At 64.6% G+C, this 24,351-nt stretch carries 23 protein-coding genes; 10 read left to right on the forward strand and 13 right to left on the reverse strand.

Annotated elements, in window-relative coordinates:
* The first annotated feature begins 13 nt into the window (after positions 1–13).
* From OCH7691_RS14830 to OCH7691_RS14845, 4 genes are all read left to right on the forward strand, one after another.
* Positions 14–829, forward strand: coding sequence for an ABC transporter ATP-binding protein (locus tag OCH7691_RS14830; RefSeq protein ID WP_176245078.1), 816 nt, complete (start codon positions 14–16; stop codon positions 827–829).
* Positions 830–873: 44 nt separating this feature from the next.
* Positions 874–1,620 carry an N-acyl homoserine lactonase family protein gene (locus OCH7691_RS14835; protein ID WP_085884308.1) on the forward strand — a complete coding sequence of 249 codons (747 nt, stop codon included), beginning with the start codon at positions 874–876 and terminating at the stop codon, positions 1,618–1,620.
* A 36-nt stretch (positions 1,621–1,656) separates the two neighbouring features.
* Positions 1,657–2,529 carry an ABC transporter permease gene (locus tag OCH7691_RS14840; protein ID WP_085884309.1) on the forward strand — a complete coding sequence of 291 codons (873 nt, stop codon included), beginning with the start codon at positions 1,657–1,659 and terminating at the stop codon, positions 2,527–2,529.
* 62 nt (positions 2,530–2,591) lie between these two features.
* Positions 2,592–3,854, forward strand: a complete 1,263-nt coding sequence (locus tag OCH7691_RS14845; RefSeq protein ID WP_139839713.1) for an ABC transporter substrate-binding protein — start codon at positions 2,592–2,594, stop codon at positions 3,852–3,854.
* 186 nt (positions 3,855–4,040) lie between these two features.
* On the opposite strand, the gene OCH7691_RS14850 is transcribed toward OCH7691_RS14845, so the two are convergent.
* From OCH7691_RS14850 to OCH7691_RS14875, 6 genes are all read right to left on the reverse strand, one after another.
* The gene (locus OCH7691_RS14850; RefSeq protein WP_085884311.1) at positions 4,041–5,474 is read right to left on the reverse strand and encodes an amidase; all 1,434 of its coding nucleotides are present in this window, start codon (positions 5,472–5,474) and stop codon (positions 4,041–4,043) included.
* Between the two features lie 22 nt (positions 5,475–5,496).
* The gene (locus tag OCH7691_RS14855) at positions 5,497–6,780 is read right to left on the reverse strand and encodes a TRAP transporter large permease (protein WP_085884312.1); all 1,284 of its coding nucleotides are present in this window, start codon (positions 6,778–6,780) and stop codon (positions 5,497–5,499) included.
* A 4-nt stretch (positions 6,781–6,784) separates the two neighbouring features.
* On the reverse strand, positions 6,785–7,276 hold the full coding sequence (locus OCH7691_RS14860; RefSeq protein ID WP_217808030.1) for a TRAP transporter small permease: 492 nt from the start codon (positions 7,274–7,276) through the stop codon (positions 6,785–6,787).
* A 114-nt stretch (positions 7,277–7,390) separates the two neighbouring features.
* Positions 7,391–8,386, reverse strand: a complete 996-nt coding sequence (locus OCH7691_RS14865) for a TRAP transporter substrate-binding protein (protein WP_085884313.1) — start codon at positions 8,384–8,386, stop codon at positions 7,391–7,393.
* Between the two features lie 142 nt (positions 8,387–8,528).
* The gene (locus tag OCH7691_RS14870) at positions 8,529–9,011 is read right to left on the reverse strand and encodes a cupin domain-containing protein (protein ID WP_085884314.1); all 483 of its coding nucleotides are present in this window, start codon (positions 9,009–9,011) and stop codon (positions 8,529–8,531) included.
* A 250-nt stretch (positions 9,012–9,261) separates the two neighbouring features.
* On the reverse strand, positions 9,262–10,086 hold the full coding sequence (locus tag OCH7691_RS14875) for a GntR family transcriptional regulator (RefSeq protein ID WP_217808031.1): 825 nt from the start codon (positions 10,084–10,086) through the stop codon (positions 9,262–9,264).
* Between the two features lie 55 nt (positions 10,087–10,141).
* Here OCH7691_RS14875 and OCH7691_RS14880 point away from each other — a divergent pair, with 55 nt between their 5' ends.
* Positions 10,142–10,534, forward strand: coding sequence for a GFA family protein (locus OCH7691_RS14880; protein ID WP_085884316.1), 393 nt, complete (start codon positions 10,142–10,144; stop codon positions 10,532–10,534).
* Positions 10,535–10,605: 71 nt separating this feature from the next.
* Here OCH7691_RS14880 and phnE (OCH7691_RS14885) read toward each other — a convergent pair whose 3' ends face one another.
* The 7 genes from phnE (OCH7691_RS14885) to OCH7691_RS14915 all read right to left on the reverse strand — a co-directional run bounded on the left by phnE (OCH7691_RS14885) (position 10,606) and on the right by OCH7691_RS14915 (position 19,247).
* A complete protein-coding gene (phnE, locus tag OCH7691_RS14885; RefSeq protein ID WP_085884317.1) occupies positions 10,606–11,424 on the reverse strand; it encodes a phosphonate ABC transporter, permease protein PhnE in 819 nt (272 codons plus the stop codon).
* Positions 11,421–12,224, reverse strand: a complete 804-nt coding sequence (phnE, locus tag OCH7691_RS14890) for a phosphonate ABC transporter, permease protein PhnE (protein ID WP_085884318.1) — start codon at positions 12,222–12,224, stop codon at positions 11,421–11,423. The genes phnE (OCH7691_RS14885) and phnE (OCH7691_RS14890) overlap by 4 nt, the downstream gene beginning before the upstream one ends.
* Positions 12,212–13,045 (reverse strand): phosphonate ABC transporter ATP-binding protein, encoded by an 834-nt coding sequence (gene phnC / locus OCH7691_RS14895; protein ID WP_085884319.1) that lies wholly within the window; start codon positions 13,043–13,045, stop codon positions 12,212–12,214. Before phnC ends, phnE (OCH7691_RS14890) begins: the two co-directional genes overlap by 13 nt.
* Positions 13,045–14,076: a phosphate/phosphite/phosphonate ABC transporter substrate-binding protein gene (gene phnD, locus OCH7691_RS14900; RefSeq protein ID WP_085884320.1), complete on the reverse strand. Its 1,032-nt coding sequence runs from the start codon at positions 14,074–14,076 to the stop codon at positions 13,045–13,047. The genes phnC and phnD overlap by 1 nt, the downstream gene beginning before the upstream one ends.
* Before the next feature lie 390 nt (positions 14,077–14,466).
* Positions 14,467–15,135, reverse strand: a complete 669-nt coding sequence (locus OCH7691_RS14905; protein ID WP_085884321.1) for an RraA family protein — start codon at positions 15,133–15,135, stop codon at positions 14,467–14,469.
* A complete protein-coding gene (locus OCH7691_RS14910) occupies positions 15,132–17,615 on the reverse strand; it encodes a thiamine pyrophosphate-dependent enzyme (RefSeq protein ID WP_176245079.1) in 2,484 nt (827 codons plus the stop codon). The genes OCH7691_RS14905 and OCH7691_RS14910 overlap by 4 nt, the downstream gene beginning before the upstream one ends.
* A 249-nt stretch (positions 17,616–17,864) precedes the next feature.
* Positions 17,865–19,247: an FAD-dependent oxidoreductase gene (locus OCH7691_RS14915; RefSeq protein ID WP_085884323.1), complete on the reverse strand. Its 1,383-nt coding sequence runs from the start codon at positions 19,245–19,247 to the stop codon at positions 17,865–17,867.
* Between the two features lie 173 nt (positions 19,248–19,420).
* Between OCH7691_RS14915 and OCH7691_RS14920 the strand changes: the two genes are divergently transcribed.
* The 5 genes from OCH7691_RS14920 (at position 19,421) to OCH7691_RS14940 (ending at position 24,346) form a co-directional block, all read left to right on the forward strand.
* A complete protein-coding gene (locus OCH7691_RS14920) occupies positions 19,421–20,221 on the forward strand; it encodes a GntR family transcriptional regulator (RefSeq protein ID WP_085884324.1) in 801 nt (266 codons plus the stop codon).
* A 183-nt stretch (positions 20,222–20,404) separates the two neighbouring features.
* On the forward strand, positions 20,405–21,463 hold the full coding sequence (locus tag OCH7691_RS14925) for an extracellular solute-binding protein (protein WP_085884325.1): 1,059 nt from the start codon (positions 20,405–20,407) through the stop codon (positions 21,461–21,463).
* Positions 21,464–21,552: 89 nt separating this feature from the next.
* The gene (locus tag OCH7691_RS14930; protein ID WP_217808040.1) at positions 21,553–22,671 is read left to right on the forward strand and encodes an ABC transporter ATP-binding protein; all 1,119 of its coding nucleotides are present in this window, start codon (positions 21,553–21,555) and stop codon (positions 22,669–22,671) included.
* A gap of 3 nt (positions 22,672–22,674) precedes the next feature.
* On the forward strand, positions 22,675–23,523 hold the full coding sequence (locus tag OCH7691_RS14935) for an ABC transporter permease (protein WP_085884327.1): 849 nt from the start codon (positions 22,675–22,677) through the stop codon (positions 23,521–23,523).
* Complete coding sequence (locus OCH7691_RS14940) at positions 23,516–24,346, forward strand: ABC transporter permease (protein WP_085884328.1); 831 nt, start codon at positions 23,516–23,518, stop codon at positions 24,344–24,346. The genes OCH7691_RS14935 and OCH7691_RS14940 overlap by 8 nt, the downstream gene beginning before the upstream one ends.
* Positions 24,347–24,351 lie beyond the last annotated feature (5 nt).

The raw sequence follows: 24,351 nt of genomic DNA on the forward strand, positions 1-24,351 counted from the left end.
CCGGAGAAGCAAGATGCCCTCCCCCAGCAGTGAAGCGGTCCATCGGAGCGCCAAACGGGACATCGTCGTCGATCGGGTGCACAAGGTATTCGGCGCCGGAGAATCCGCAACCACGGCCCTCGACGGGATATCCTTCCAGATCGAGGACGGCGAGTTCATCAGCCTGATCGGCCCGAGCGGCTGCGGCAAGACGACCCTGCTGTACATGATCGCGGGCTTCCACACGCCGAGCGCCGGCGAAGTGCTGGTAAGCGGACAACCGGTAACAAGCCCGGGCGCCGATCGCGGCATGATGTTTCAGGAATACTGCCTGTTCCCCTGGCTGACGGTTCAGGGAAACGTCGAATTCGGATTGCGGATCAAGGGGATCGCGAAATCCGAACGGCACGAGATCGCGAACAGCCACATCCGTCGGGTCGGGCTCGACGGCTTCCAGAACCGCTACCCGCACCAGCTCTCGGGCGGCATGAAGCAGCGCTGCGCGCTCGCCCGCTGCTTCGCGAACGACGCGAACATCCTGTTGCTCGACGAACCGCTCGGCGCCGTCGACGCGATGACCCGGGAAGAGCTGCAGGACGAGATCCAGGATATCTGGTGGGACGATGACAATCGCCGCCGCAAGACGGTCGTCAACGTCACCCATTCGATCGACGAGTCGGTATACCTGTCCGACCGGATCATCGTGATGTCGCCGCGCCCCGGGCGCGTCCGGGAGATCATCGAGATACCCTTCGAACGTCCGCGTCGCCCCGAACTCCGGTTCGAGCCGGAATACCAGCGCTTCGTCGCCTACGTTCACGACCTGCTCAAGTCCTTCAAGGGGCACTGAGAAATGCCGGACCAGGACAGAAAACCGACAGCGCGAGGCCGTTCATGAGCCGTTACACCATCCATCCCCTTTGCGTCGGCGCGATCCACAATTTCGAGAAATCGACTCTCACCTATCTTGGCAATGTCGGCACCAAGGTCTCGATCCCGCTGATCATCTGGGCCATCGTCGGTGAAAACCGCGTCATCCTGATGGATTCCGGCCCGGACGATCCCGCCTGGGTACGCGCGAATCTCGACCGGGTCGTCGAGCGCGAACCCGGCATGGATCCGGTGTCCGCGCTGGCGCGCATCGGGATCGCCGCGGACCAGATCGACACGGTCGTGATCAGCCATCTCCACTGGGACCACAGCGGCAGTCTCGAACTGTATCCGAACGCCGAAATCCTGGTGCAGCGTGAGGAGCTGGCCTATGCCAACTGCCCCGCGCCCTGCTTCTGCCGGACCTACGCGGCGCCGATCGGCGGCCATTCGCCGAGCTGGCATCGGGTGGCCCGGCGCATTCGTCCGGTGACCGGCGATTTCACCCTCGCTCCTGGCATCGATGTCCTGCATCTGCCGGGCCATTCGCCCGGAATGCAGGGCCTGTCGGTCGCCACCGCGAACGGTCGCATCGTGCTCGGCTCGGACACCTTCAATCTTTTCGAGAATTTCGAACAGGGCGTGCCGCCGACCATTCACACCGATATCGACGCATGGTTCCGGTCGCTCGAACGGGTGCGGGCGATCACCGATACCGTGCTTCCCGCCCACGACATGAAAGTGCTGGAGAGAGCCTCGTATGGGGCCTGAAGAATCGGCCACACGGGGATTTACAGGAGGCGTGCGATGTCGTCAGCGACCAACGAGGCAGACATGACAAGACCGGAACGCGACGAGATAGCCGGACCGAAGGGGTCCGGAAAGGACGCCACCGGTCTGTTTGCCCGGCTGATGCGCCAGCAGGTCTATCTCTACCTGGTTCTGCCGCTCAGCGTGCTGCTTCTCTGGCATGTCACGGCTGCCCACACGGACCTGTTTCCACCGGTTCTGCTGCCGACGCCCTGGAAGGTCGTCGTGTCCGGCATGGCGATGATCGAAAGCGGCGAACTGCTGAGTCACATCCGGATCAGCCTCGGCCGCATCCTGACAGGCATGGCATTCTCGGTCTGCCTGGCCCTGCCGCTTGGCGTGTTCATGGGCCTGTCGCGCAGGTTCGAGAAGATCGCCGACGGCCTGATCTCGCTGATCCGCCCGATCCCGCCGTTGGCCTGGCTGCCGCTCGCGGTCCTGTGGCTTGGCATCGGCAACGCGACGGTCGTCTTCATCACCTCGGTCGCCGGTTTCTTCGTGATCCTCGTGAATACGATCGCCGGCGTGAAAGGGGTCGACCAGGTGCTGATGCGGGCGGCGATGTCGCTTGGCGCGAAGGGCAGCGCGCTGATATTTCGCGTCGTCCTGCCGGCCGCGATCCCGGCCGTCATCACCGCGGTTCGGGTCGCCGTCGGCATTTCCTGGATGAGCATCGTGGCGGCCGAATTCGTCGCCGCCTCCGATGGCCTCGGCTACCTGATCACCTTCTACCAGGACGTGCTCCGGACCGACATCGTCATCGTCGGCATGTTCACCATCGGCGCGCTCGGCATCTCCATGGATGTGCTGCTGCGTCGCCTGGAACACTTCCTCGTGCCCTGGCACGAGGGTGTGAAGGTCGGTCGTTAGAGGCCTCTCACACGCGATCGCGACTTCAACCAGAAACGAGCATCAGAGGGAGGAAACGAACGATGAGAATGGGAACGAAACTTGGAAGCCGCTTCGGGCAGGTCCTGAGAACCGTCGGCGTGCTGGGGCTGATCGCCGCCGCGCTGCCGGCCCAGGCTGCCACCGAAGTGCGGGTCGCCTGGCTGGTCGGCCCGAACACCCCGCTGAGCGTGACGCTCGTCGAGGAGAAACTCTTCGAGAAATATGCCAAGGAGGCCGGCTACGACGTCACCGTCGAATGGCACAAGGGGATGAGCGGTCCGCCGGTGAGCCAGGCGCTCGCGGCCGACCGCCTGGATTTCGAGATGGGGACGTCGGCGATGCCGCTTTCGTCGCGTCTCCAGGCCGGTATCGCGGCCATTCCGATCGGCATTGCGGCGACCCACATCAGCAACGCGGTGCTGGTCAGGCCGAAGGGCAAGACCGACGTGACGTCGATCGCCAAGCTCGAGGGCAAGACCGTCGGCACCTTCATCGGGACCGCCGCGCATTACGTGCTGGCCGCCGGCGTGATGCTCGAAACCGGCAAGTCGCTCGATGAGGCCGGGATCAAGCTGATCAACGTCAAGCCCGCCGAATGCGTCAAGATGCCGGAGATCATCGACGCCTGCGCCACCTGGCCGCCGTTCCGCTATTTCGGCCCGCAGACCGGCCTGTCCTCGCTGCTGTTCGATGCGGATGGCCGCTACGGCGAAGGCCACGAGAACGCCGGCGGACGTTCGGCCGATGTCGCCAAGTCCTGGGCCGCCCCGTCCGGCTTCATCGCCGACTCGCTGCATCTCTCGGTTCGCGAGGCCTTCATGGACGAGCATCCGGATCTCGTCGTGGCCATGCTGCTCGCCGTCTGGGAGGCGGTCGACCGCATTTCCACCGACCGGGAACGGTCGATCGAGCTGGCCGGTCCCCATTGGGGCCTGCCGCGCGAGGTCGCGGAAAAGGTCATGGACACCGCCGGCGAGCCCGCCGGCGTCCGCAACGCGCCGATCATGCTGGAAAGCGATGCGCTGGCAATCATCAAGGCGTCCGAGTTCATGGAGCACGCCAAGATCGTCGACAAGGCGATCACCTGGGAGGAGTTGATCACGATCCTCCGAAAGGGCGCCGCGATGCAGAAGCTCGCCTGGGAGAAACGCGGCGGCAAGCCCTCGGTCGACGAGCTGCTGGCCGGGTTCAAGGGTGAATCCGCGACCTTCGGTACCATCGAGCTGCAAGGCGGCGCGCCGATCTGGATGATCGACGACGTTGCCGACTGGGGCCGGCGCATGTACAAGCCCGGTCCCTTCTAGGGGGCCGACCACGGACGAATACGGACGCGCCGGGGGATCTCCCCGGCGCGTCTTTTTCCATCCGCCGAACGCGCACGTTCGGGGCTCCCGGACAGGACGCGCTCGGGATGAACGGGTGGTTCAGCGTTATCGGACCCTGCGAGTCGGATTCACCCCCGCAGGCCCGACCGAAGCCGTATACCAGAGTCAGCGATCCAGGGATTTCTCACTCGCCGACCGGTCGCCGGCGACATTCGCCGGGAAGCCGACGAGCCTTTCCACGAGCGATGCGATCATCAGCAGGCGGCGGTCCTCGTACATCCGCGCAACAAGCTGAATGCCTATGGGCAATCCGGATGCGCTCGTGCCGGCGGGCAGCGAGAGGGCCGGCTGGCGCGTGAGGTTGAAGAGGAACGTGTAGGGGTTCCAATCGAGCCAGTCTTCTTCCGCGCGGGCACCCGGACCGAGTCGCCCGGCGGCAAAGGGAAGGATAGGAAGACACGGCGTCAGCAGGACGTCGTAAGTCTCGAGTTGCCGCTGAAGGCTTTCCCCCAGTTTCTGGCGGCTCATCATCGCTTCGTAATACGCCATGAGCGACAGTCCCTCGCCCCGTTCGGCAACCTTCCTGAAGCCCTCGTCGAGCAGATCGTGCCGTTCGGCCGGGATGGTCCGGGCCAGCCAGCAGGTACCCGCCTGCCAGTGCGGATCGAGGATCCGACGCGCCTCTTCCAGGGGAAGGACCAGTTCCGTGAGTTCCGCCCCCGCGTCCGCAAGGCGCCCGATTACGTCCCGCATCACAAGCGAGACGTCGGGATCACACCGCGCCTCGTCCGGAACGAATGCCACCCTCAGGCCGCTCAGTTCCGTGACCGGCGGGCGGGAGGCGACTGTTTCCGGTACGGCGTTCCAGTCTCTCGGATCCGGCCGGGCGATCGTGTCCAGCATCAGGCCGAGATCGTCGACAGTCCGGGCGATCGGCCCCACGTTGGAGAGGGTGAACATCGGACCCGACGGCCAGGCCGGAACGCGGCCGAAGGTGGCCTTCATCCCGACCACGCCGCAGAAACTCGCGGGAATGCGCAACGAACCGCCGCCATCGGTGCCGATCTGGAAATGCCCCATCCCCGTCGCCGCGGCGCACGCGGCCCCGCCGCTGCTGCCACCACTGGTCAGGGCGGGGTTCCAGGGATTCCGGGTGATCCCGGTCAGCGGACTGTCAGCGGTACCTTTCCAACCGAACTCGGAAGTCGTTGTCTTGCCGAGAAAGACCGCCCCAGCCTCGCGAAGGCGGGCGACCGCCGGCGCGTCTTCGGCCACCGGCGTGTCCGCCGCGAGAGCCACCGAGCCGAACCGGGTCGGAATCCCGCGCACCCCGACCATGTCCTTCACCCCGTAAGGAACGCCATCGACCGGCGACAGGGGTGTGCCCCTCCGCCATCGTGCCTCCGACGCGGCGGCTTCCCGCATCGTCGTGTCGGGATCCAGGTGGCAATAGGCGTTGAGACGATCGTTGAGCCCGTCGATCCGGGCGACAACCTCCTTCGCCGCCTCGACCGGCGAGGCATCGCCCGAGCGGTAGCACCGCACGAGGTCCGAGACGGGCATCGTGGCGAGGCTCTGTCGATCTCCTGGCAGCGTCATATCGATCCTCCCGGCCGCCGGCCTACATGAGTTTCGTGAGCCCGAGCGAGAGCATCGGGAGAAAGGCTATCGCCAACAGAGCCAGGATGGCGGCGGCGACATAGGGAAGAACGCCGCGGACGACCACGCTGTATGGCATCCCGGAGACCGAGGCGGCCGTGAAAAGATTCAACCCGAAGGGCGGCGTGAAGAAGCCGACCACGAGGTTCACGCAGAAGACCACCCCGAGGTGAATCGGGTCGAGCCCGAGGGCAAGCCCTATGGGCACGAGGATCGGTGCGAGAATGATGATGCTCGCGCCCGCATCCATGATGCAGCCGACGATCAGGAGGAAAACCGTGAGGATGACGAGATAGAGTTCCGGCGAATCCAGCATCGGCGCCAGACCGTTGGCGAGCATGCTCGGAATGCGGGCCGCCGCGAGGATCCAGCCGAAGATGCCGGCCGCACCGAGGATGAAGCCGACCAGTGCCGAGGTACAGACGGACTCCTCCAGCACCTTCCAGAGCGCCCGCGGCGATAGTGCGCGGTAGCAGATCCCGAGCAGGAAACTGAAGAGCACGCCGATCGCGGCCGCTTCCGTGGGCGTGAAGATGCCGCCATAGATGCCGCCGAGGATTACCACCGGCATCGTCAGCGCCGGGAGAGAGCGGAGGACGACCTGGAACCGCTGATCGGGCACCCCATCGTTTCCGGTGGTCGCTTGCCCCAGCCCGAGCCGCCGCGCCTGAATGAGAACCGTGATCACGAAGACGATGCAGAGCAGAATGCCCGGAGCGACATTGGCGATGAACAGCTTCGGTATCGAGACGTTCATCGTCGCGCCGTAAAGGATCAGCGCGATGCTGGGCGGAATGATATTGCCGAGCGCACCCGACGCTGCGGTCACGCCGGTCGCCATTCGGGGCGGATAGCCCTGCTTCAGCATCGCCGGAATCATGATGCTTCCGATGGCGGCAACGGTCGCGGGCGCGGACCCGGTCAGGGCGCCGAACATCGCGCAGGACACCACCGTCGCGACCCCGAGCGAGCCCCTCACATGGCCCACCAGCATGTTGATAAGGGCGATCAATCTGCCCGAGAGTCCCGCGGCACCCATCAGGTTTCCCATCAGGATGAACAGGGGAATCGCCAGCAGCGGAAAGGAATCGATACCCCCGACGACCTGCTGCGGGACCACGATCAACGGGCGCATATCGGTGATCAGAAGGAAGATCGTACTGCACGTGAGCAGCGAGAAGCCGATCGGAACGCCCGCCAGGAAGAGGAAGATCATCAGGGAGAACAAGAGGATCATCTCCTGCATGAAGCTACTCCTCCCCCCGGCGCCATTCCGCGAGAATGCCGACCACGCAATGAACGGTGATGATCGCGCCGCTTACCGGCACCGCGAGATAGACGTAGGCCATCGACAGGCGCAGGGCGGGGCTCAACTGCTTCCCGACGATGCCGACGATCTTGATGCCGTAAAAGATCAGGACGGCGGAGGTCGCGATGATGACCGTCAGCACCAGGGCGGTGTGAATCGACTTCAGGGACCTGGGCAGCGCGGACACGAGCACGTCGATGACAGCATGTTCCCCGCGCTTCACGAGGACACAGGCGCCGAGCAGCGTCATCCAGATGAAGCAATAGCGGGTCATTTCCTCGATCCAGACGGGTGACCAGCCGATGAAGTACCGTCCGCCGACCTGGGCTGCGGCAAGCAACGCGATGATCGCGATCAGGCACGACGCGATGATCCGGCAGAGTATATCGAGGTAGTCGCTCGCGCGTTCGAGCGCGAAGCCGGCGGCCTTCATGGCGTCTCCCCCTTCTTCTCAATCGTCAGGCAAGGCCCTTTCCCAGACAATGCCATGCAAACGAGACTCAGGCCCCGCAGGTCGGAACCATGCCGGGCCTGAGCCGGAAGACGCTTACTTCGAGAACTGTTTCGCCTGTTCGATCAGGTCGGCGCCGAGCGCATCCGCATAGCGATCATAGACAGGGGCCACTGCCTTCTTGAACTCAGCCTTGTCGACGTCGCTGACAATGGTGACCCCGGCTTCCGCAAGCCGCTTCTCGGCCTCGCCCTCGCCGGAAACGAGGAACTTGCGCTGTGCCGCGACCGCCTGGTCGGCGGCCGCCTGGAGAATGGCCTTCTCCTTGTCGGACAGGCTGCTCCAGACGCTGCCGGACACGACCAGCGGGATCGAGACATAAACGTGTTCGGTCTTGGACAGGTACTTTGCGGCCTCGTAGAAATGACTGGAGAGATACAGCAGCGTCGGGTTTTCCCCACCGTCGATGGTGCCCTGCTGCAGTCCGGTGAAGACTTCCGGGTATGCCATCGAGGTCGCGTTCACTCCCAGTGCGCGCCAGGTATCCACATAGACCGGCGTTTCGGGGATACGGACTTTCATGCTCGCCATGTCGGCCAACGAACGGACCGGGCCCTTGGAGTTGTAGAGGTTACGGAAACCGCCATGGCCCCAGCCCAGGACCTTCAGGCCCATGCCCTCGAGGTTATCCTCGATCGGCGCGGTGAATTCAGAATCCATCGCCTTGAAGGCGGCATCATAGGTGGGGAAAAGATAGGGCAGGTCGAACACCATCGCCTTGGGCTCGAAGTTGCCGAGGGTGAAGCTGCCGAGCAGGCTCATGTCGATGGTACCGAGCTGGAGCCCCTCGGCCACCTGTCGCTCGCCGCCGAGCTGCGCTCCGCCCAGCACGTCGATGGCGATCGCGCCCCCGCTCTGCTCCTTGACCCCGGCCGCGAACGCGACCGCAAGATAGTGGTACATGTCGTCGGGCTTCTCCACCGAGACATGGGCAAGCTGAAGCGTTCTGGTTTCGGCATTGGAAATGCCGGCCCACACGAAGCTTCCGGCCAATGCGGCCAGCGTAGCCGTGAGCAATTTCTTCTTGTTCATGGATCAGTTCCTCCTCTTTCGATTTTCTTTCCGGACCGGCCATTCGTCGGTCCCGGAATGGGCCGCGACCGAATGGTGTCCTGATTCCAATTTTCCTGATCTGGCCGGCACGATCTGCCTGCCCTTGCCTGCCCGTCAGCCCTCAGATTTCAGCTGACTCTTCCTCCAGCGGACGCCGCTTCTTCACATTGAAGCGCCCGTCATAGATCGGCCCCTCCCCGGTCGTCGGGCCCACGTACTGGACATAGAGGATCTCGCCTGCCTCGATTGTCTCGAGCTTGTATTCGAAGTGCGGATCGGGGTGGAAGATCATGGTTCCGGCCGAGTATTCCGCACCGTTGATTCTGAAAGTCCCGCTCAGGAAGTACCAGATCTGCGCGAAGTAATGGCTGTGCAGGGGATGGGTCGAGCCCTTCTCGTACCTGACGACCCCGGCGTTGGGAATCGTCCGGTCCTCCGACGTCGGGTGGAACATCATCTTCGTGAACTGCCCCTCGTAGCGGAGATTCTCCCACTCCAGATCGTCACGATGGGCGACGCGCATTTCCTGATGGGCCTCCGTCAATGGACCGTCACGCCCCCCCGGATTGATGATCTTCTTCCCCGTGATCTTGTCTATCTTCATCTCGCATCCTCTCGACGATCAACTGGATCCCGTTTAGATGTTTTTGTATCCATAACGAATTTCGCTGTCAATACCGCCCGGGCGACATGATGCCGTAACCGGTTGCCGCCGGCGGACAGATCCGACGCACAATTCAAGGCGGAATCCGGGAGATATGTGAGAAAGACAGGCAGCAGCGGCGGGGGGGCGGTCCGATCCGGCTCGGTGGAAACCCGGATGTACGGTTGCGCTCAGTCCCGCTCGGGCAGGTTCAGCTTCCGGCGCCGACCCATTCGATCACCAGTGCGCGTGTGCGCAGAACATGATCCTTCATCGCCTTGCCGGCGCGTTCGTGATCGCGCGCTGAAAGAGCGGCGATGATATCCTCATGCTGCTGGACGTTCTCGTCGAGCAGGCGCGGCGGCATCCGGGACGCCAAAGACATCACCCGCGAAACCACGTTGCCCTGCATCTCCGAGACGAGATCCTTCAGCATCTCATTGTGACAAGCGTCGCAGATGACATCGTGAAATCGCGCGTTGTGGAGGACCCAATCGATGTCCTTGGCATCCGGGTCATGGACGATCAGGGTGCGCGCATAATTCTTCTGGTGAAACCGCAAGGCCGTCAGGTCCTCGTCGGTGATCCAGTCGACGGCCAGACGTGCGGCCAGCCCCTCAAGTTCGGCCCGTATCTCGAAAGCCTCCTTGATCTCCCTCAGGTTCGGGACGACGATCTTGGCGCGACCGGATGAAGTGACAGAGATCGCGCGCTTCGCCTCGAGGAAACGCAATGCCTCGCGGACCGGCGTCCGGCTGATGCTGAACTCTTTCGCGAGGGAGTTCTGACTGAGCGTATCGCCGGGCCGGTAATGACCGCTCTTGATCCGTCGGAGGATCTCGTCGGCGATCTCGGTTGACGATCGGAAACCAGTATCTTCGCCGTGAGTCTTCATGTGCACGTCCTTATTTGCGGCGAAACCGGTTGCGCACCCTACGCCTTGACTGTCCGCATGAACAGTTCTTCCATGGCTCGCGATATAGTACGCCCCGGTCCGGAGGCACAAGGCCCGGCCGACAACCGCAAATTGGTGCACCCTCGATATCGCCCGGGTACGATTGGCGAGCGATCGAACCTGGTGGAGACACAGCATGGACCGATTCACCGGCGGTTGCCTGTGCGGCAACGTCCGTTTCGTGGCGACGGGACTGCCTTACCGGGTCGGCCTCTGTCACTGTCTCGACTGTCGCAAGCATCATGGCGCGCTGTTCCACGCTTCCGCGATATTCCCCGAGGATGCGGTGACGATCACGGGCGACGTGCACGACTACCGCGGTCGGTTCTTCTGTCCCCGCTGCGGCTCGTCCGTCTTCGCCCGCAGCGCCGACGAGATCGAAGTCAACCTGGGCTCGCTCGACGCGCCCGACCAGTTGACGCCCACCTATGAAAGCTGGATCGTCCGCCGCGAATCCTGGTTGCCGCCGTTTCCGCTCACGAGACGATACGACCGGGATCGCGACGCATCGGGTCGCTCCGAGACATAGGCCGCAGGAGGGGCCGATTCGAGCTCGGCCTCATCAACGGCGACGCGCCACGCGGGGCACCGCGCTCCCGGCTAGATGATGCGTTTCCTGATCTCGGTCACGACCAGTTCCGCGATGATGACCACGGCGAAGATGCTGAGCAGCACTGTCGACACCTTGTCCCAGTAGAAGGTGTTCAGCGCGTTGTTGAGGGCGACCCCGATGCCCCCCGCGCCCACCAGGCCGAGGACCGCGGATTCCCGTACGTTGATGTCCCAGCGGAAAAGCGCGATCGACCACAGCGCCGGCTTCACCTGCGGCCAGTAGCCCTTCAGCAGGATGCTGAGCCGTGGCGCACCGGTCGCGGACAGGGCCTCGATGGTGCCCATGTTCGCCTCCTCCAGGGCCTCGCCCAGCAACTTGCCGACGAACCCGACGGAGCGGAACGCAATGGCCAGCACGCCAGCCAGTGTGCCGGGGCCGAAAATCGCCACGAAAAGCAGCGCCCAAACCAGAGAGTTGACCGAGCGCGACGACACGAGGATGAACTTCGCGAGAACCTGCAGAACCGGGTTCGAGGTGATGTTCCGCGCCGAGAAGAGCGCCACGGGGAGGGCCAGGATCAGCGCCAGGATGGTGCCGAGACTGGCGATGTGCAGCGTCTCGACAAGCGCTTCGTGGACGCCGATCTGATAATAGGAGAGATCCGGTGGCCACAGCCGTTGCAGGAGGTCGAGCATCTGCTCCGGCGCGTCGTACAGGAATTCCGGGATGATCTGCACATGCCGGGTCGAGACCACGATCGCGGACACGACCAGCAGCAGGACCAGCCAGCGGGAAAACCGTTCGACCGGCGTGAAGCGTTGCAGCCGCCGATGCGTCCCCTGCACGGGATCGGCCGCATTCGTCATTTGAAGACCTCTTTGACCCAGATGCTGAGGTACTCGCCCGCCATGATCACCGCGATCAGCGAGATCAGGATCGCCGCGACGAAGTCATAGTCGAACCGCTGGAACGCCGAGAACAGCGTCCCGCCGATCCCGCCGGCGCCGACGATGCCGACCATCGTCGAGTTGCGGAGGTTGGAATCGATCTGATAGGTCGCGAAACCGACGAACCGGGCAAGCACCTGCGGCACGACACTGAAGATGATCACGTTGCCGAACGACGCGCCGGTCGCCCGCACGGCTTCGACCTGCTTGAGGGAGATTTCCTCGATGGCCTCGGCGAACAGCTTGGCGATGAAGCCGATGGACGCCACGATCAGCGCGAGGATGCCGGCGAGCGCGCCGAAACCGACCGCCTTGACGAAAATGATCGCGACGATCACCGGATGGAACGACCGACAGATGGCTATCAGTGCCCGCGCCGGCCATGTGATCCACGGCGGCATCATGTTGCGCGCCGCGAGGAAGCCGATGGGTAGTGACAGAAGGATGCCGACCGCCGAGGCAAGGACCGCGATCTCCAGGCTTTCGAGCATCCCCTCGAGGAGCAGGCTCCAGCGCGAGAAGTTCGGCGGAACCATGCGGGCCAGCATGTCGCCACCATGGCCCATGCCCGCCACCATGCGGTCCCAGTTGAGGTCGAGGAGCCCGAAAGCATAGACGACGTAGGCCAACGCGACGGCCCAGAGCGCGCGCGTCCACCAGTTCACCGGAAACGGGTCGCGCTTTGCGGCGGATGTGCTGGACGGGGTCAATTCAGCCAGTCCTCACCGCCGTAGATCTCCTTGAGATGCGCGTCGGTCAGGCCGCCCGGCGGGCCGTCGTAGACGATCGTGCCCTCCGACATGCCGACGACGCGTTGCGCGAAGCGACGGCCGAGCGCGACGTCGTGGATATTCACGACAACGGGGATGTCGCGCTCACCGGCAAGCTTCGCCATCAGTTCCATGATCTCGACCGATGTCTTCGGATCGAGCGACGACGTCGGCTCGTCGGCAAGAAGGATGTGCGGCGCCTGCATCAGGGCGCGCGCGATACCGACCCGCTGACGCTGGCCACCGGACAGGTTGTCCGCCCGCTGCTGGGCGAACTCGCCAAGACCGACGGCGTCGAGCAGTTCGAACGCGCGGTCGATGTCCTCGGCCGGGAAACGCCTGAGCCAGGCCTTGAACGGCGAGACGTACCCGAGACGCCCGCACAGCAGGTTCTCGATCACCGAAAGCCGTTCGACCAGATTGTATTCCTGGAACACCATCCCGACCTTGCGGCGCAACCGCCTGAGGCCGGCTCGATTCAGGCTGACGATGTCCTGGCCTTCGAAAATGATCTCGCCCCGGGTCGGCTCGACCAGGCGGTTCATGCAGCGAAGGAGCGTGCTCTTGCCCGTCCCCGATGGCCCGATGATCGCCGTTACGCCCTGGCCCTCGAGGTCGAGGTCGATCCCCTTCAGGACCGGAACGCCCGGACGATACTCCTTGAACAGGCCACGAATACGCATCGATTTGGCGACACCGGCGGCGGCGTCCGCGGGGCCGAGGCCCCGCGGATCACTGGCAGACGTCGTACCGTTCCCGGTCACCGACATCAGTTCGCCTTCTTCTTGGCGGCCTTCTCTGCTTCCTTCTTGGCCATGTCGTCGAGGCCCTTGCGGTCGTACTCCTCGCCGATCGATTTCGCGATCTGACGAATGACGCCCCAGTCTTCCTTGTAGGTCACGGGGAAGAAACGGTCGGCGCCGCCAAACGTGTTCTGCATCTCAGGGGGGAAGCGGAAATCGCGGAACGCTTCGCGGATTTTCGCGACAAGATCCGGATGCAGATCATGGGCATAGGCGAAGGACGACGTCGGGAATTTCGGGCTCGTGTAGATGATCCTGAAATCGTCGGCATTGACCACACCGCGTTCGGCCATGCGCTTGAAGACGTCGGAGGCGACCGGCGCGGCATCGTAGTCGCCGCTGTTGACGCCCAGAACCGACTGGTCGTGCTTGCCCGAGTAGAGAACCTCGTAGTCATCGCCCGGGACGAGGCCCTGGTCCGGGAACAAGGCGCGCGGCGCCAGGTTGCCCGAGTTCGACGAGGGCGAGGTATGCGCGACCTTCTTGCCCTTGAGGTCCGCAAGGGTCTGGAACGGGCTGTCCTTCTTGACGATGACGATCAGGTTGTAGCCCTGGAATTCCTGCTCGGTACCCTTCACCGCGAGCGGCACGGCGCCGGCGAGGTTGACCGCGAATCCGGTCGGACCCGTCGAGAAGCCCGCGACATGAAGACGGCCGGAGCGCATCGCTTCGATCTCGGCCGCGTTCGACTGCACGGTGTAATAGATCACTTTCTTGCCGGTCTTTTCCGTCAGGTAATCCTGGAACGGTTTGAAGGCATCGCGATAGACAGCCGGGTCTTCGACCGGCGTATAGGTAAACACCAGTGTCGACGGATCACGCCACTTCGACGGGTCCGTCGGCGCATCGGCGACGAGATCGCCGTCCGCGTCGCAGTAGATGACGTCCAGGCTTCCGCGGCTCTGGCAATCGTCCGCGAAGGTCGGTGTCACCGACGCCAGGGCCGCGGCCAGAACCAGGCCGAACCCGGCGGTCAGTCCAGTCAGTCTGAGTTTCATTGTTTCCTCCCAAGGACAGCCGACATGCCGCGTTGTCGTTCTTCGAGACCGGTCCATTCAACCGACCCGTTCTCAATGGCGAAGACCGGCTGGCTGCCCCCGCCCGGGGGATTCTCCAGCTTTCGGGTTTCCGGATTGGTCAACTCGAACGACACACGGCACATTCACCCTCCGTTCCGGCAGGGCGTCATCGAAGTGTAATATTTCTGTCATAATTTGAGCAACGGCGATTGTTTGCATGCGTACGGTCCCTGCCATGCAAACAGAGGGTTTGGTATGGCGTCCCGGCCCCCTGCCCCGGCATCTCCCGGCGCAGCACGAGCGGGAGACGGATGGCAGCTGTTGCCTGTCACGGATGCGGGACACCGCCGGCGTGCTCCCACTATGCGCTCACCTGTTCCGATCCGGAATGTAACCCACCGCCGCGGCCGCCGCGGCGAAGCTCTCGCCGGCGCGCAGACGGCTTTCAAGCTGCTCGTCGAGACCCCTGATGCGCTCGGCGATGGCCAGTGCCTCGCCGGTTCGCGCGCGGGGGACGACGACGATGCCCGTGTCGTCACCGACGACCAGATCGCCCTGCGACACGGAGACACCCCCGATCGAAACATCGCACCCGGGCGGGAGAAGCTTCAGTCTGGTTTTCCCTGTCGTGGGCACAACCCATCGGCTGGAAAGCCACAATCCCGTCTCTCGAATCTCTTCAATGTCGCGACAGGCGCCGTCGATCACGACGCCGGCTACGCCCTGGTTGCGTGTCGCGAGTGCCGCGAGACCTCCCATGGTCGAGATGCGCGCGCCGCCCATGTCGACCATCAGGACCTTGCCGGGGCCGGCGGCGGCGATCAACTGACCGACCGCGAAGTCGTGCTTCTCGAAATCCCCCAGATGCCCGGTCAACTCCCGGGCCGTCACGGCGAAACCGGTCATCCGGCCACTGCCGCTCTGCCTCGGGATACCTTCGATCGTCCCGAATATTCCCAGTTCGTCCAACGCGTCCGACCAGGTGCTCGCGCCGATCGCCGCCGCGCGCTCCAGGATGTCCTGTTCTTCGATGGTCATTTGGTCGTCTCCCGGTTCCCGGTTGCGCGAAGAGCCGGCGCATCGAGGCGGTCCTGACAGGTTCCCGATGATCTGCCCGTGGAATCAGCCCCTTCTTGCCGGGAAAGCGCGGTGTCAATGACCGTCTTCAGATGGCGGTCGTCCCAACTTTTCGGGCCGGACGACGCTGCCGGGTTGGCCGGTCGCGTCACCAGGCGCCACGGGCGCCCGGCAATCCTTTCAAGCTGCGGGGCGAGCCATTGGAAATACCCCATGTTCTCGGGTTCTTCCTGGGCCCAGATCAGCTCGGCGTCCGGGTAGAGGGCCAGCAGGGCGGCAAGCGCGGCTTCGGGAAAGGGATAGAACTGCTCGAGCCGCAGCAGCGTGACATCGCTGTCCTCGGCCTCGAGCAGGACCGCGAGTTTGCCGCTGGACATGACAACATGCTTGCCATCGCCCTTCCGCTCGATGACGGGCGCAAACCCGGCGCTGAACTCCGACAACTCGGACCTGGCGGCGGGATGGCGCAGAAGGGCTTTCGGAGCGAGTACGACCAGGGGCTTCCGCCAATCGGCGAGAACCTGCCGCCGCAGCGCATGAAAGAAATTGGCCGGAGTCGACGGGTTCATTACCTGGATGTTGTTGCGCGCGCAGGCCATCAGCAGACGCTCCGGATGGGCCGTCGCGTGATCGGGACCTCCGCCGTCGATGCCGTGCGGCAGCAACATGACCAGGTTGCTTTCCAGCAACCAGCGATCTTCACCGCAGACGATGAACTGATCGAAGATCGCCTGACAGACGTTCAGGAAATCCCCGAACTGCGCCTCCCAGATCGTGAGTCCGGAAGGCTTGCCGGTGCTGTAGCCATACTCGAAGCCAAGCACCGCATTCTCGATCAGGGGCGTGTTGTGGATCTGCGGACGCGTGCCGATACCATCGAAGACGAAGTGGACGTCGTCGCTTCGATTGCAGTGGATATACAGGTTCCGTTGCGAGAACGCGCCGCGCGCCGTGTCCTGCCCGCCGAAGCGGACGGCGCAGCCTTCGGCCGCCAGGGACGCGATGGCCAAAGCCTCGGCCGTGGCCCAGTCGATGCCGCTGCCACTCGCCAACGCCTCACGACGCTGGTGCAGGAAACGCCCGGTCTTGGGATGCAGCGCGATATGCCCGGGCACACGGGTCAGTCGCAACCCCAAATCGCGCAGCACGTCGGCCGGCAGGCCTGTTCGGACCGAGGCCGACATGCGCCGGTTGATGTCCGCGCGCAGGCCGACAGGCGCCGGCGGCACGTTGGGACGCCACGCTTTCGCCCGGTCGAATGCCTTGTCGAGCGCGCTCTCGAGGTCGCCCAGGTCGGGTTCCAACCCGTGCGCGATCGCCAGCCGTCGCGACAGCGGCGTCATCTCGTCGATTCGCCGATACATGCGCGGCTGCGTGAACCTCGGCTCGTCGATCTCGTTGTGCCCGCGCCGACGGTAGGCGATGCATTCCACCACCACATCGGCCTTGAAGCGGTTGCGATATGCAGCCGCGACCCTTGCCGCCCGGCACAATGCGTCGGGGTCCTCGCCGTTCACGTGCAGGATCGGCGCCTCGACCAGCTTGGCGTAATCCGTGCAACTCCGCGACGTGCGCGCATCGCGCATGTCGGTGGTGAAACCGATCTGGTTGTTCAGAACCAGATGCACCGTGCCCCCGACCGAGAAGGCCGGCAGCTCGGAGAGTTGGAGCAGCTCGCCATTCACCCCCTGCCCCGCGAAGGCTGCGTCCGTGTGCAGCGCGACCGACAGTATTTCCCGACCGTTCTCCATGGCCGCCCTTGCCCGACCGAGGGCCACGGGTGCGACGATGGAAAGATGCGACGGATGCGGCGCGATCCAGACCCGGGGCCCGATCGGTGACAGGCCGTGCCAGCCGAGGTGATAGGGGCTGTCCGACGACGCGCCATAGTCGTGCGGGAATTCCGGCACGCCCTGGGCATCAGCGATCACCTGGGCCAGCGGCTTGCCGAACAGAAGCGCCATCTGGGTCAGGCGTCCGCGATGCATGCCGCCGACATAGACGTCGGACTGGCCGGCCTCGTGCGCCGCTCGCAGGACTTCGCCTGCCAGCACCAGGAGCCCTTCGGCGCCGGCAAGGCCGAAGGTCTTGGCTGTCGGCATACGCCTGTAGCAGGTATCCTCGAACAGTTCCGCCTGCGCGATCAGGTCGATAGCCCGCTGGAGATCGGCGGGCGGGTGCGCCGTTTCAGCCTGGCTCACCAGCCAGTCGCGCCGTTCGGCATTCTGGATATGGCCGATTTCCCAGCCGATCCTGCGGCAATAGGTCTGCCGCAGGGGCTCGGCGTCCTCGGGCAGGAAGCCATAGCCGCCGGGGGAAAGCTGCGGCGGCTGGCCGCGCGGAGCCAACGAAAGCGGGTCAAGATCCGCGGCCAGCCAGCCCCAGCGGCGGTAGGCTTCGGCCATCGCCTCAAATGCCGCGCGGCGCGAGATCTCGTTCATCGCCGCCTCGACCGCCGACGGGTCGCCCGCGCCAAGCGGGGCACTGGAATAATACGACTTCCTGCCTGTTCTCATCTCGCGCAATCTTGTCCCGCCCGGCCGGGCTGCGTACGGCAGGCAAGCTTATGCATCCAACCGCCCGGTCACCAAAAGGTTTCTGGAACGTTCGGGTCGGCCTGGATTCCTACCTGAGCGCTTGCCTGGGCTGCGACGGGCTCGACCATCCCGCCTGACGGCGCGATCCGGCATTCATTCCGTCAACGCGTCGGCCCCGGCGAGACGGCCCATGACGATCGCCGACAGGAGCCCGTTCCCGGAAAGGTAGCCCGCGTCGCCGGAACCCGAGACGCCGCAGGCCGCGCCGCCGGCGGCCCAGAGATTGGGCAGGAACGTGCCCTCGGCCGCCCGCACCCTGCCCGCGACATTGGTCTCGAGCCCGCCCTGCGTATGGAACAGCGCGCCGGTGACCTGTACCGCACAGTAGGGGGCGGCGAGTTGCGCGACACCCGCCAACCGGCGGCCGAACGGATCCGGCCCGTCACCGCGCTTTCCCGCCTCGAACGTCCGCATCGTTTCCGCCAGCGCGTCGGCCGGCAAGTGAAGGCGCGCCGCCAGGTCCGCCGGACTGTCCGCCCGATGCACGGCGCCCTGCCCCTCCGCGTCGCGGAAATCGGCAAACTGCCGGGCAATGCCGGCGATACGCTCGTCGAAGATCGCGAACGCCCGGCCTTCCGGTTGCGCGAGCACGGCGCAGGCCGCCTCCGAATAGCCCAGTGCCTCGTTCCAGAAACGGTGGCCTTCGATATTGACCTGGCAGCCGCCCTGCGTGATGACCGCCCAGGTGATCAGGATCCCGTGTGGATGGGCAACATTGCCGTGGCCCTGGAAGGCGCCGGGATAACGGATCCGGGCACCGATCTGCTCGCCCCAGAGCATCGCGTCGCCCTGGTTCCCGGCGTGCCCGAAATAGAGCGCATCGGCAATCGCCGGCAGGTGGCGGCGAACCATGCCCGCGTTGCCACCGAACCCGTTGCAGGCGAGGATCAGCCTCCCGCAACCGATCGCCTCGACCGTTCCGTCCGGCCGGGTGATCTCGACCCCGTGCACCCGGCGCCCGGCATCGACATGCAGCCCGGTTACCGGCGCGGAGCAGACGATATCGATCCCGCGGGACTGGGCGGCATTGCGCAGACCGTCGACCAGTTCCTGTCCGGTTCGCCCCGGCAGTCCATGCATGCGGCGCCGCGAATGACCGGGATAGTCGAAGTCATGGACCAGGCTGAATTCGAGTCCGAAGGTTTCGTGCAGCCATTCGATGCTCGGTCCGGCCGCCTCGGCCAGTCCGGCGACCAGTTCGGGATCGTTCTCACCGGCAGCCTTGCGCTGGATGTCGGCGGCGAACAGCGCGGCACTGTCCCTGATCCCGGCCGCTTTCTGGAAATGCGTGGCCGGCGCCGGGATCAGGCCCGCCGATAGCGCGGTCGACCCGGACGGCACCGCATCGCGCTCCAGCACCAGCACTTCCTGGCCTGCCTCGGCGGCTGCCAGGGCCGCCGTCATGCCGCAGGCGCCGGCTCCCACGATCAGCGTTTCAACGGTCAAATCGTATCGCTCTGCCGGTGTCCGGATCATTGTCGCACTCGCTCTTCGGGAACACCCCGGGCTCGCGGGCAGACCACAACGGCCACTTCATGCCCGGACCCTGTCTATTCCAGCACATTCATTTGTCTGAAAAATATACACATATATGATCGACTTATGATAGGTATGGTTTCAGGCAATCGCCGGGATGCAGGAGAGTAGCAGTGGCTGCGGGGGCGACCATTTCAACGACGGGTGCGAAGGTCCAGCGCGTTTATCTTGTCCTGCAGGACGAGATCATGCGCGGCGCACGCCCCGTCGGCTCGCTTCTGCCCGGTGAACCGCGTCTTGCCGAGATTTATGGCGTGTCACGGGTGACCGTTCGCGGGGCGCTGGAACGACTTTCCCATGAAGGACTGATCAAGAGGCGCGTGGGCGCCGGCACCGTTGTCTGCGGTCCGGCCGTTCCGCAAACGGACATTTCCGCGGATTTCGCGACACTCATGCCGCAGATCGTCCAGATGGGGAAGGAGACCCAGGCGCGCCTGCTGACATTCGCCTATATCGAGGCGCCCAACATCATCGCCGAGGCGCTTCGGATCGATCCCGGCGCCATGGTCCAGAAAGCGGTGCGGCTTCGCCTGATATCCGGGCAGCCTTTCTCGCATCTGACCACCCATGTCGCGGAAGACATCGCTCGCCGTTATTCCGAGGCGGATCTCGCGACGACGCCCCTCTTCCGCCTGATCGAGCGGTCCGGGGTTGTCGTCGATCATGCCAGCCAGTCCATATCGGCGACACTTGCCGGCCCGGATGTCGCGCAAGCCCTCGATGTCGTCGTTGGCGCGCCCCTGATCTCCCTGGTCCGCATCGTTTACGACAGTTCGGGTCGGGGTATCGAGCATCTGAGCGCCCTCTACCGCCCGGATCGGTTCCGCCTGGAAATGACGCTGAACCGGATCGGCAAGAGCGATGCGAGGGAATGGGCGCCGGCCATCTCGAACACGGGGAGCGGCGCGCGGTGAAGATGCTTTCGCGCGCAGCGTCACCCGTGACACGCAATTCCCTCCTCGTCCCACCCGATGACGGGGGAACCGGCAAGGACCGCCGGACGCATCTCGAAGCCATGAAATCGCGGCTTTGAGCCCCGCCCCCGATCAATCGGGAACATCGACAATGAAATCACCCGCACCGAACAGGAGAGAGCAATGGAGGAAAAATTGAAATTATTTCAACGTATGGTGGTCGGTTGTGCCGCGGCACTGCTGGCAGGAACGGCGACAATTGCCCCCGCGGCGGCCGAGGGCGAGGTCATCATCGCGGTCGGCGGCGGCCTGTTCGAGCGTGGCCTGAGCGAGAACATCGCGACGGCCTTCACGCGCGAAACCGGCATCAATGTCCGTTTCGTCGCCGCGAGCCCGGGCGAGCGTTCCGCGCGGGTCAAGGCCATGGCCGAGGCCGACCGCTTCGAGTGGGACATCGTGCTGTCCTCCGAACGCCACGCGCGGCTGCTGTCCGAACATCTGATGGAGGATGTCTGCGAAAAGGCGGACGTCGCCGGCAAGGTCGTCGATGGCGGCTGCAAGAGCTTCGGCGTGCTCGGAATCGTCGGCGGCTTGCCGCTGGTGTACCGCGCCGACAAGTTCGACGGCAAGAAGATGACCGGGTGGGCCGACTTCTTCGATCCGGAAGGCTTCCCCGGACCGCGCGGCCTGCCCAACTACGGCAGCCCTCTCGTGGTCATCGCGCCGGCCCTGCTGGCCGATGGCGTCCCGGCCGACAAGCTCTATCCGATCGACTTCGACCGGGCCTTCGCCGTGCTCGACCGCATCAAGCCGGAAATCGCGGTCTGGTGGCGTTCGGGCGACCAGAGCCAGCAGATCTTCCGTTCGGAGGAGGCGATCGCGGGTCAGCTCTGGGGCGGTCGTGCCCTCGGCCTGGTCGGTGAAGGCATGCCGCTTGAGGTGATCTGGGACGGCGCTCCCGCCGATGAAGCCTACTGGGTCGTCCTGAAGAAGGGCCCGAACCAGGCCAATGCGGTGAAGTTCCTGAACCACTATTTCAGCAGCACCGACGGCCATTCCGAGTTCTACGCCATGACCAACTGGGACACCGCCAACCGGGCCTATCTCGAGGGCATTCCGGCCGGCGAGAGCAGCGGCCATCCCGGTCTCTTCGTCAGCAAGATGCTCAAGGAAGACTACGACTGGAGCGTTCCCAACGCGGACGAGACCCTGACCCGCTGGAACGAGTGGCTGTCGCGTTGATGCGCGCCTGAACGGCTGCCGGTCGTCGCGCAGGTCCGCGCGGCGGCCGGCAGGTCTCCCAATTCGAGGCTAGTTGTAAGGATCGAATCGTGCCCGATCTCGCCACGTCCCAGACCAGTCGCGGAGCGTCGCTCGATGTCCGCGACGTCTCCAAATCCTATGGCGATGTCAAAGCCGTCCGCGACATCTCGCTGTTCGTGAAGGCCGGCGAATTCGTCTCGCTGCTCGGGCCATCGGGATCCGGCAAGACGACGCTGCTGATGATGATCGCGGGCTTCGAGTATCCCGACGCCGGTGTCATCGAGGTCGGCGGACAGGACATGACCTACGTCGAACCCAACCGCCGGAATATCGGCATGGTGTTCCAGCGCTATGCGCTGTTTCCGCACATGACCGTCGCGGGCAATGTCGCGTTCTCGCTGCGTATGCGGCGCGTGCCGCGCAACACGATCGATGAAAGGGTCCGTCAGGCGCTCGCCATGGTCCGGCTGAGCGACTACGGGCACCGCCGCCCAGACCAGCTTTCCGGCGGCCAGCAGCAGCGCGTCGCCGTCGCCCGGGCGACCGTCTTCGATCCGCCGATGATCCTCATGGACGAACCGCTCGGTGCGCTCGACAAGAAGCTCCGGGAACAGTTGCAGATCGAGATCAAGGCGCTGCAGCGCGAACTCGGCGCAACCGTGATCTACGTGACCCACGACCAGCAGGAAGCGCTCACGATGTCCGATCGTGTGGCGGTCATGAACAACGGCCGGATCGAGCAGCTGTCGTCGCCGAAGGAACTCTACGAGAAGCCGCAGAGCGTTTTCGTCGCCGACTTCGTGGGCGATACCAACCTTCTGACCGGGACCGTCGTCGACATCGGGAACGGCATCGCCTCCCTCGATATCGGCAACGGGAACCGCGTCCAGGGCGCGGTCGCGCGCGAATCCGGCGCGGGCATCGCGGTCGGCGATACCACGACCCTCTCCGTTCGCCCGGAACGCGCCTTTCTCGAGGCCGGAAGCCCGCAGGGTCTTTCGATCACCTGCGTCGACGAGATCTATACCGGGCACGACCTGCTCATCGTCGGTCGCCTCGACACCGGAGCGACGTTCCGCATTCGCACCAAGACCCCCGATGCCGCACCGGCCAGCGGCGATCGCCTGCCCGTCGCCTGGCGCCCCGAGGACGCCGTGGTGTTCCCGGGCAAGGCGCCGGAGGCGTAAGCGATGAGCACCAACAGTTCCGCGCTGGGCCGGACGCCGGCCTTCCTGATGCTCCTGCCGTTGATCGCGGTCCTGTGCTTCGCTGTCTTCTGGCCAGTCGCAAACCTGCTGGGCCGGAGTTTCTTCGCGCCCGACTTCACGCTCCAGTATTACGAGACGATCGTTTCCGAGCCGCTTTACTGGCGCGTCTTCATCCGCACGTTCTGGATCAGCGCGCTTTGCTGCATCCTCTGCCTGCTGATCGGCTTTCCCATCGCCTATGCCATGGCCCGGACAAGCGCGTGGCGCGCCCTGCTGATCGCCGCCTGTGTCCTCGGCCCGCTGTGGACGTCGATCCTGGTGCGCTCCTACGCGTGGATTTTCCTCCTTCAGCGCAACGGCGTCGTGAACGACCTGCTGATCGACATGGGCCTGATCGAAACACGCCTGCGCATGCTCTATACCGAAGGCGCCGTACTGGTCGCCATGACCCACGTCCTCCTGCCGTTCATGATCCTGCCGATCTTCTCGACGATCCGGGCGATCCCGACGGACCTGGAGCGGTCGGCGCGGAACCTGGGGGCCGGCCGCTTCCGGGCCTTCCTGACGATAACGCTGCCGCTCAGCCTTCCGGGCGTCTCGGCCGGCGTACTGTTCGTCTTCATCCTGGCGATCGGCTTCTACATCACGCCGGCGCTGGTCGGCGGCCCGCGAACGCTGATGATCGGCACCCTGATCGCGCAGCAGATAACCGAGCTTCTGAACTGGCCTCTCGCCGGCGCGATCTCGCTGCTTCTGCTCGCCGTCAGTATCGCAACGGCGCTGATCTTCCAGCGCGCGCTTTCGGTCGGAAGGATCGTCGGCAATGACTAGTGCCCCCCGAACCAGCCGGCCCGTCGATGTCGGCCGTATCGCCTGGGTCGCCCTGCTCGTTCTGCTACTCAGCTTCCTGATCGTGCCGATCTTCATCATCGTGCCGATCTCGTTCGGATCGGAACGGTTCCTGCAGTTCCCGCCGCGCGACCTGACACTCTACTGGTACGGGAAATTCTTCACCGATCCCGACTGGCAGGCGGCAACGCTGTTCAGCCTGAAAGTCGCGGCGATCACCATGCTCAGTGCCGTTGTCGTCGGCACGCTGGCGGCCGTCGCCATGGTGCGCGGCTTCAAGTCGGGCCAGCGCGCGGTGACCGCGCTCACCCTGACGCCGATCATCGTTCCGAACATCGTCCTCGGCGTCGCGCTCTATCTGAGCTATGCCCCGATCGGCCTGACCGGCACGCTCACGGGATTCGTCATCGCCCATACCTCGCTCGCGGTTCCCTTCGTCGTGCTGACGGTCTCCGCCGCGCTGCATCGGACGGACCCCGCCCTCGAACTCGCGGCGATCAACCTGGGCGCCAACAAGCTGACCGCGTTCGTGCTGATCACCTTGCCGCTGATCGCTCCGGCGATGGCGATCGCGGCGGTCTTCGCCTTCCTGGTCTCGTTCGACGAGGCGATCCTCTCGTTCTTCCTGTCCGGCGTTTCCAACAAGACGCTGCCACGCATGCTCTTCGAGAATATCGATTTCGACATCTCGCCGCTGATCCCCGCGGTCGCAACGGTGCTGATGTCGGTGTCGCTCCTGCTGATGAGCAGCTCGCAGCTTCTGAAGCGGCGAAAGGGCAAGGTCGGGAACGGGGGCAGCGAATGACCGCG

Origin of the sequence: Oceanibacterium hippocampi, assembly GCF_900172325.1 — a bacterium.
GTDB lineage: Bacteria > Pseudomonadota > Alphaproteobacteria > Sneathiellales > Sneathiellaceae > Oceanibacterium > Oceanibacterium hippocampi.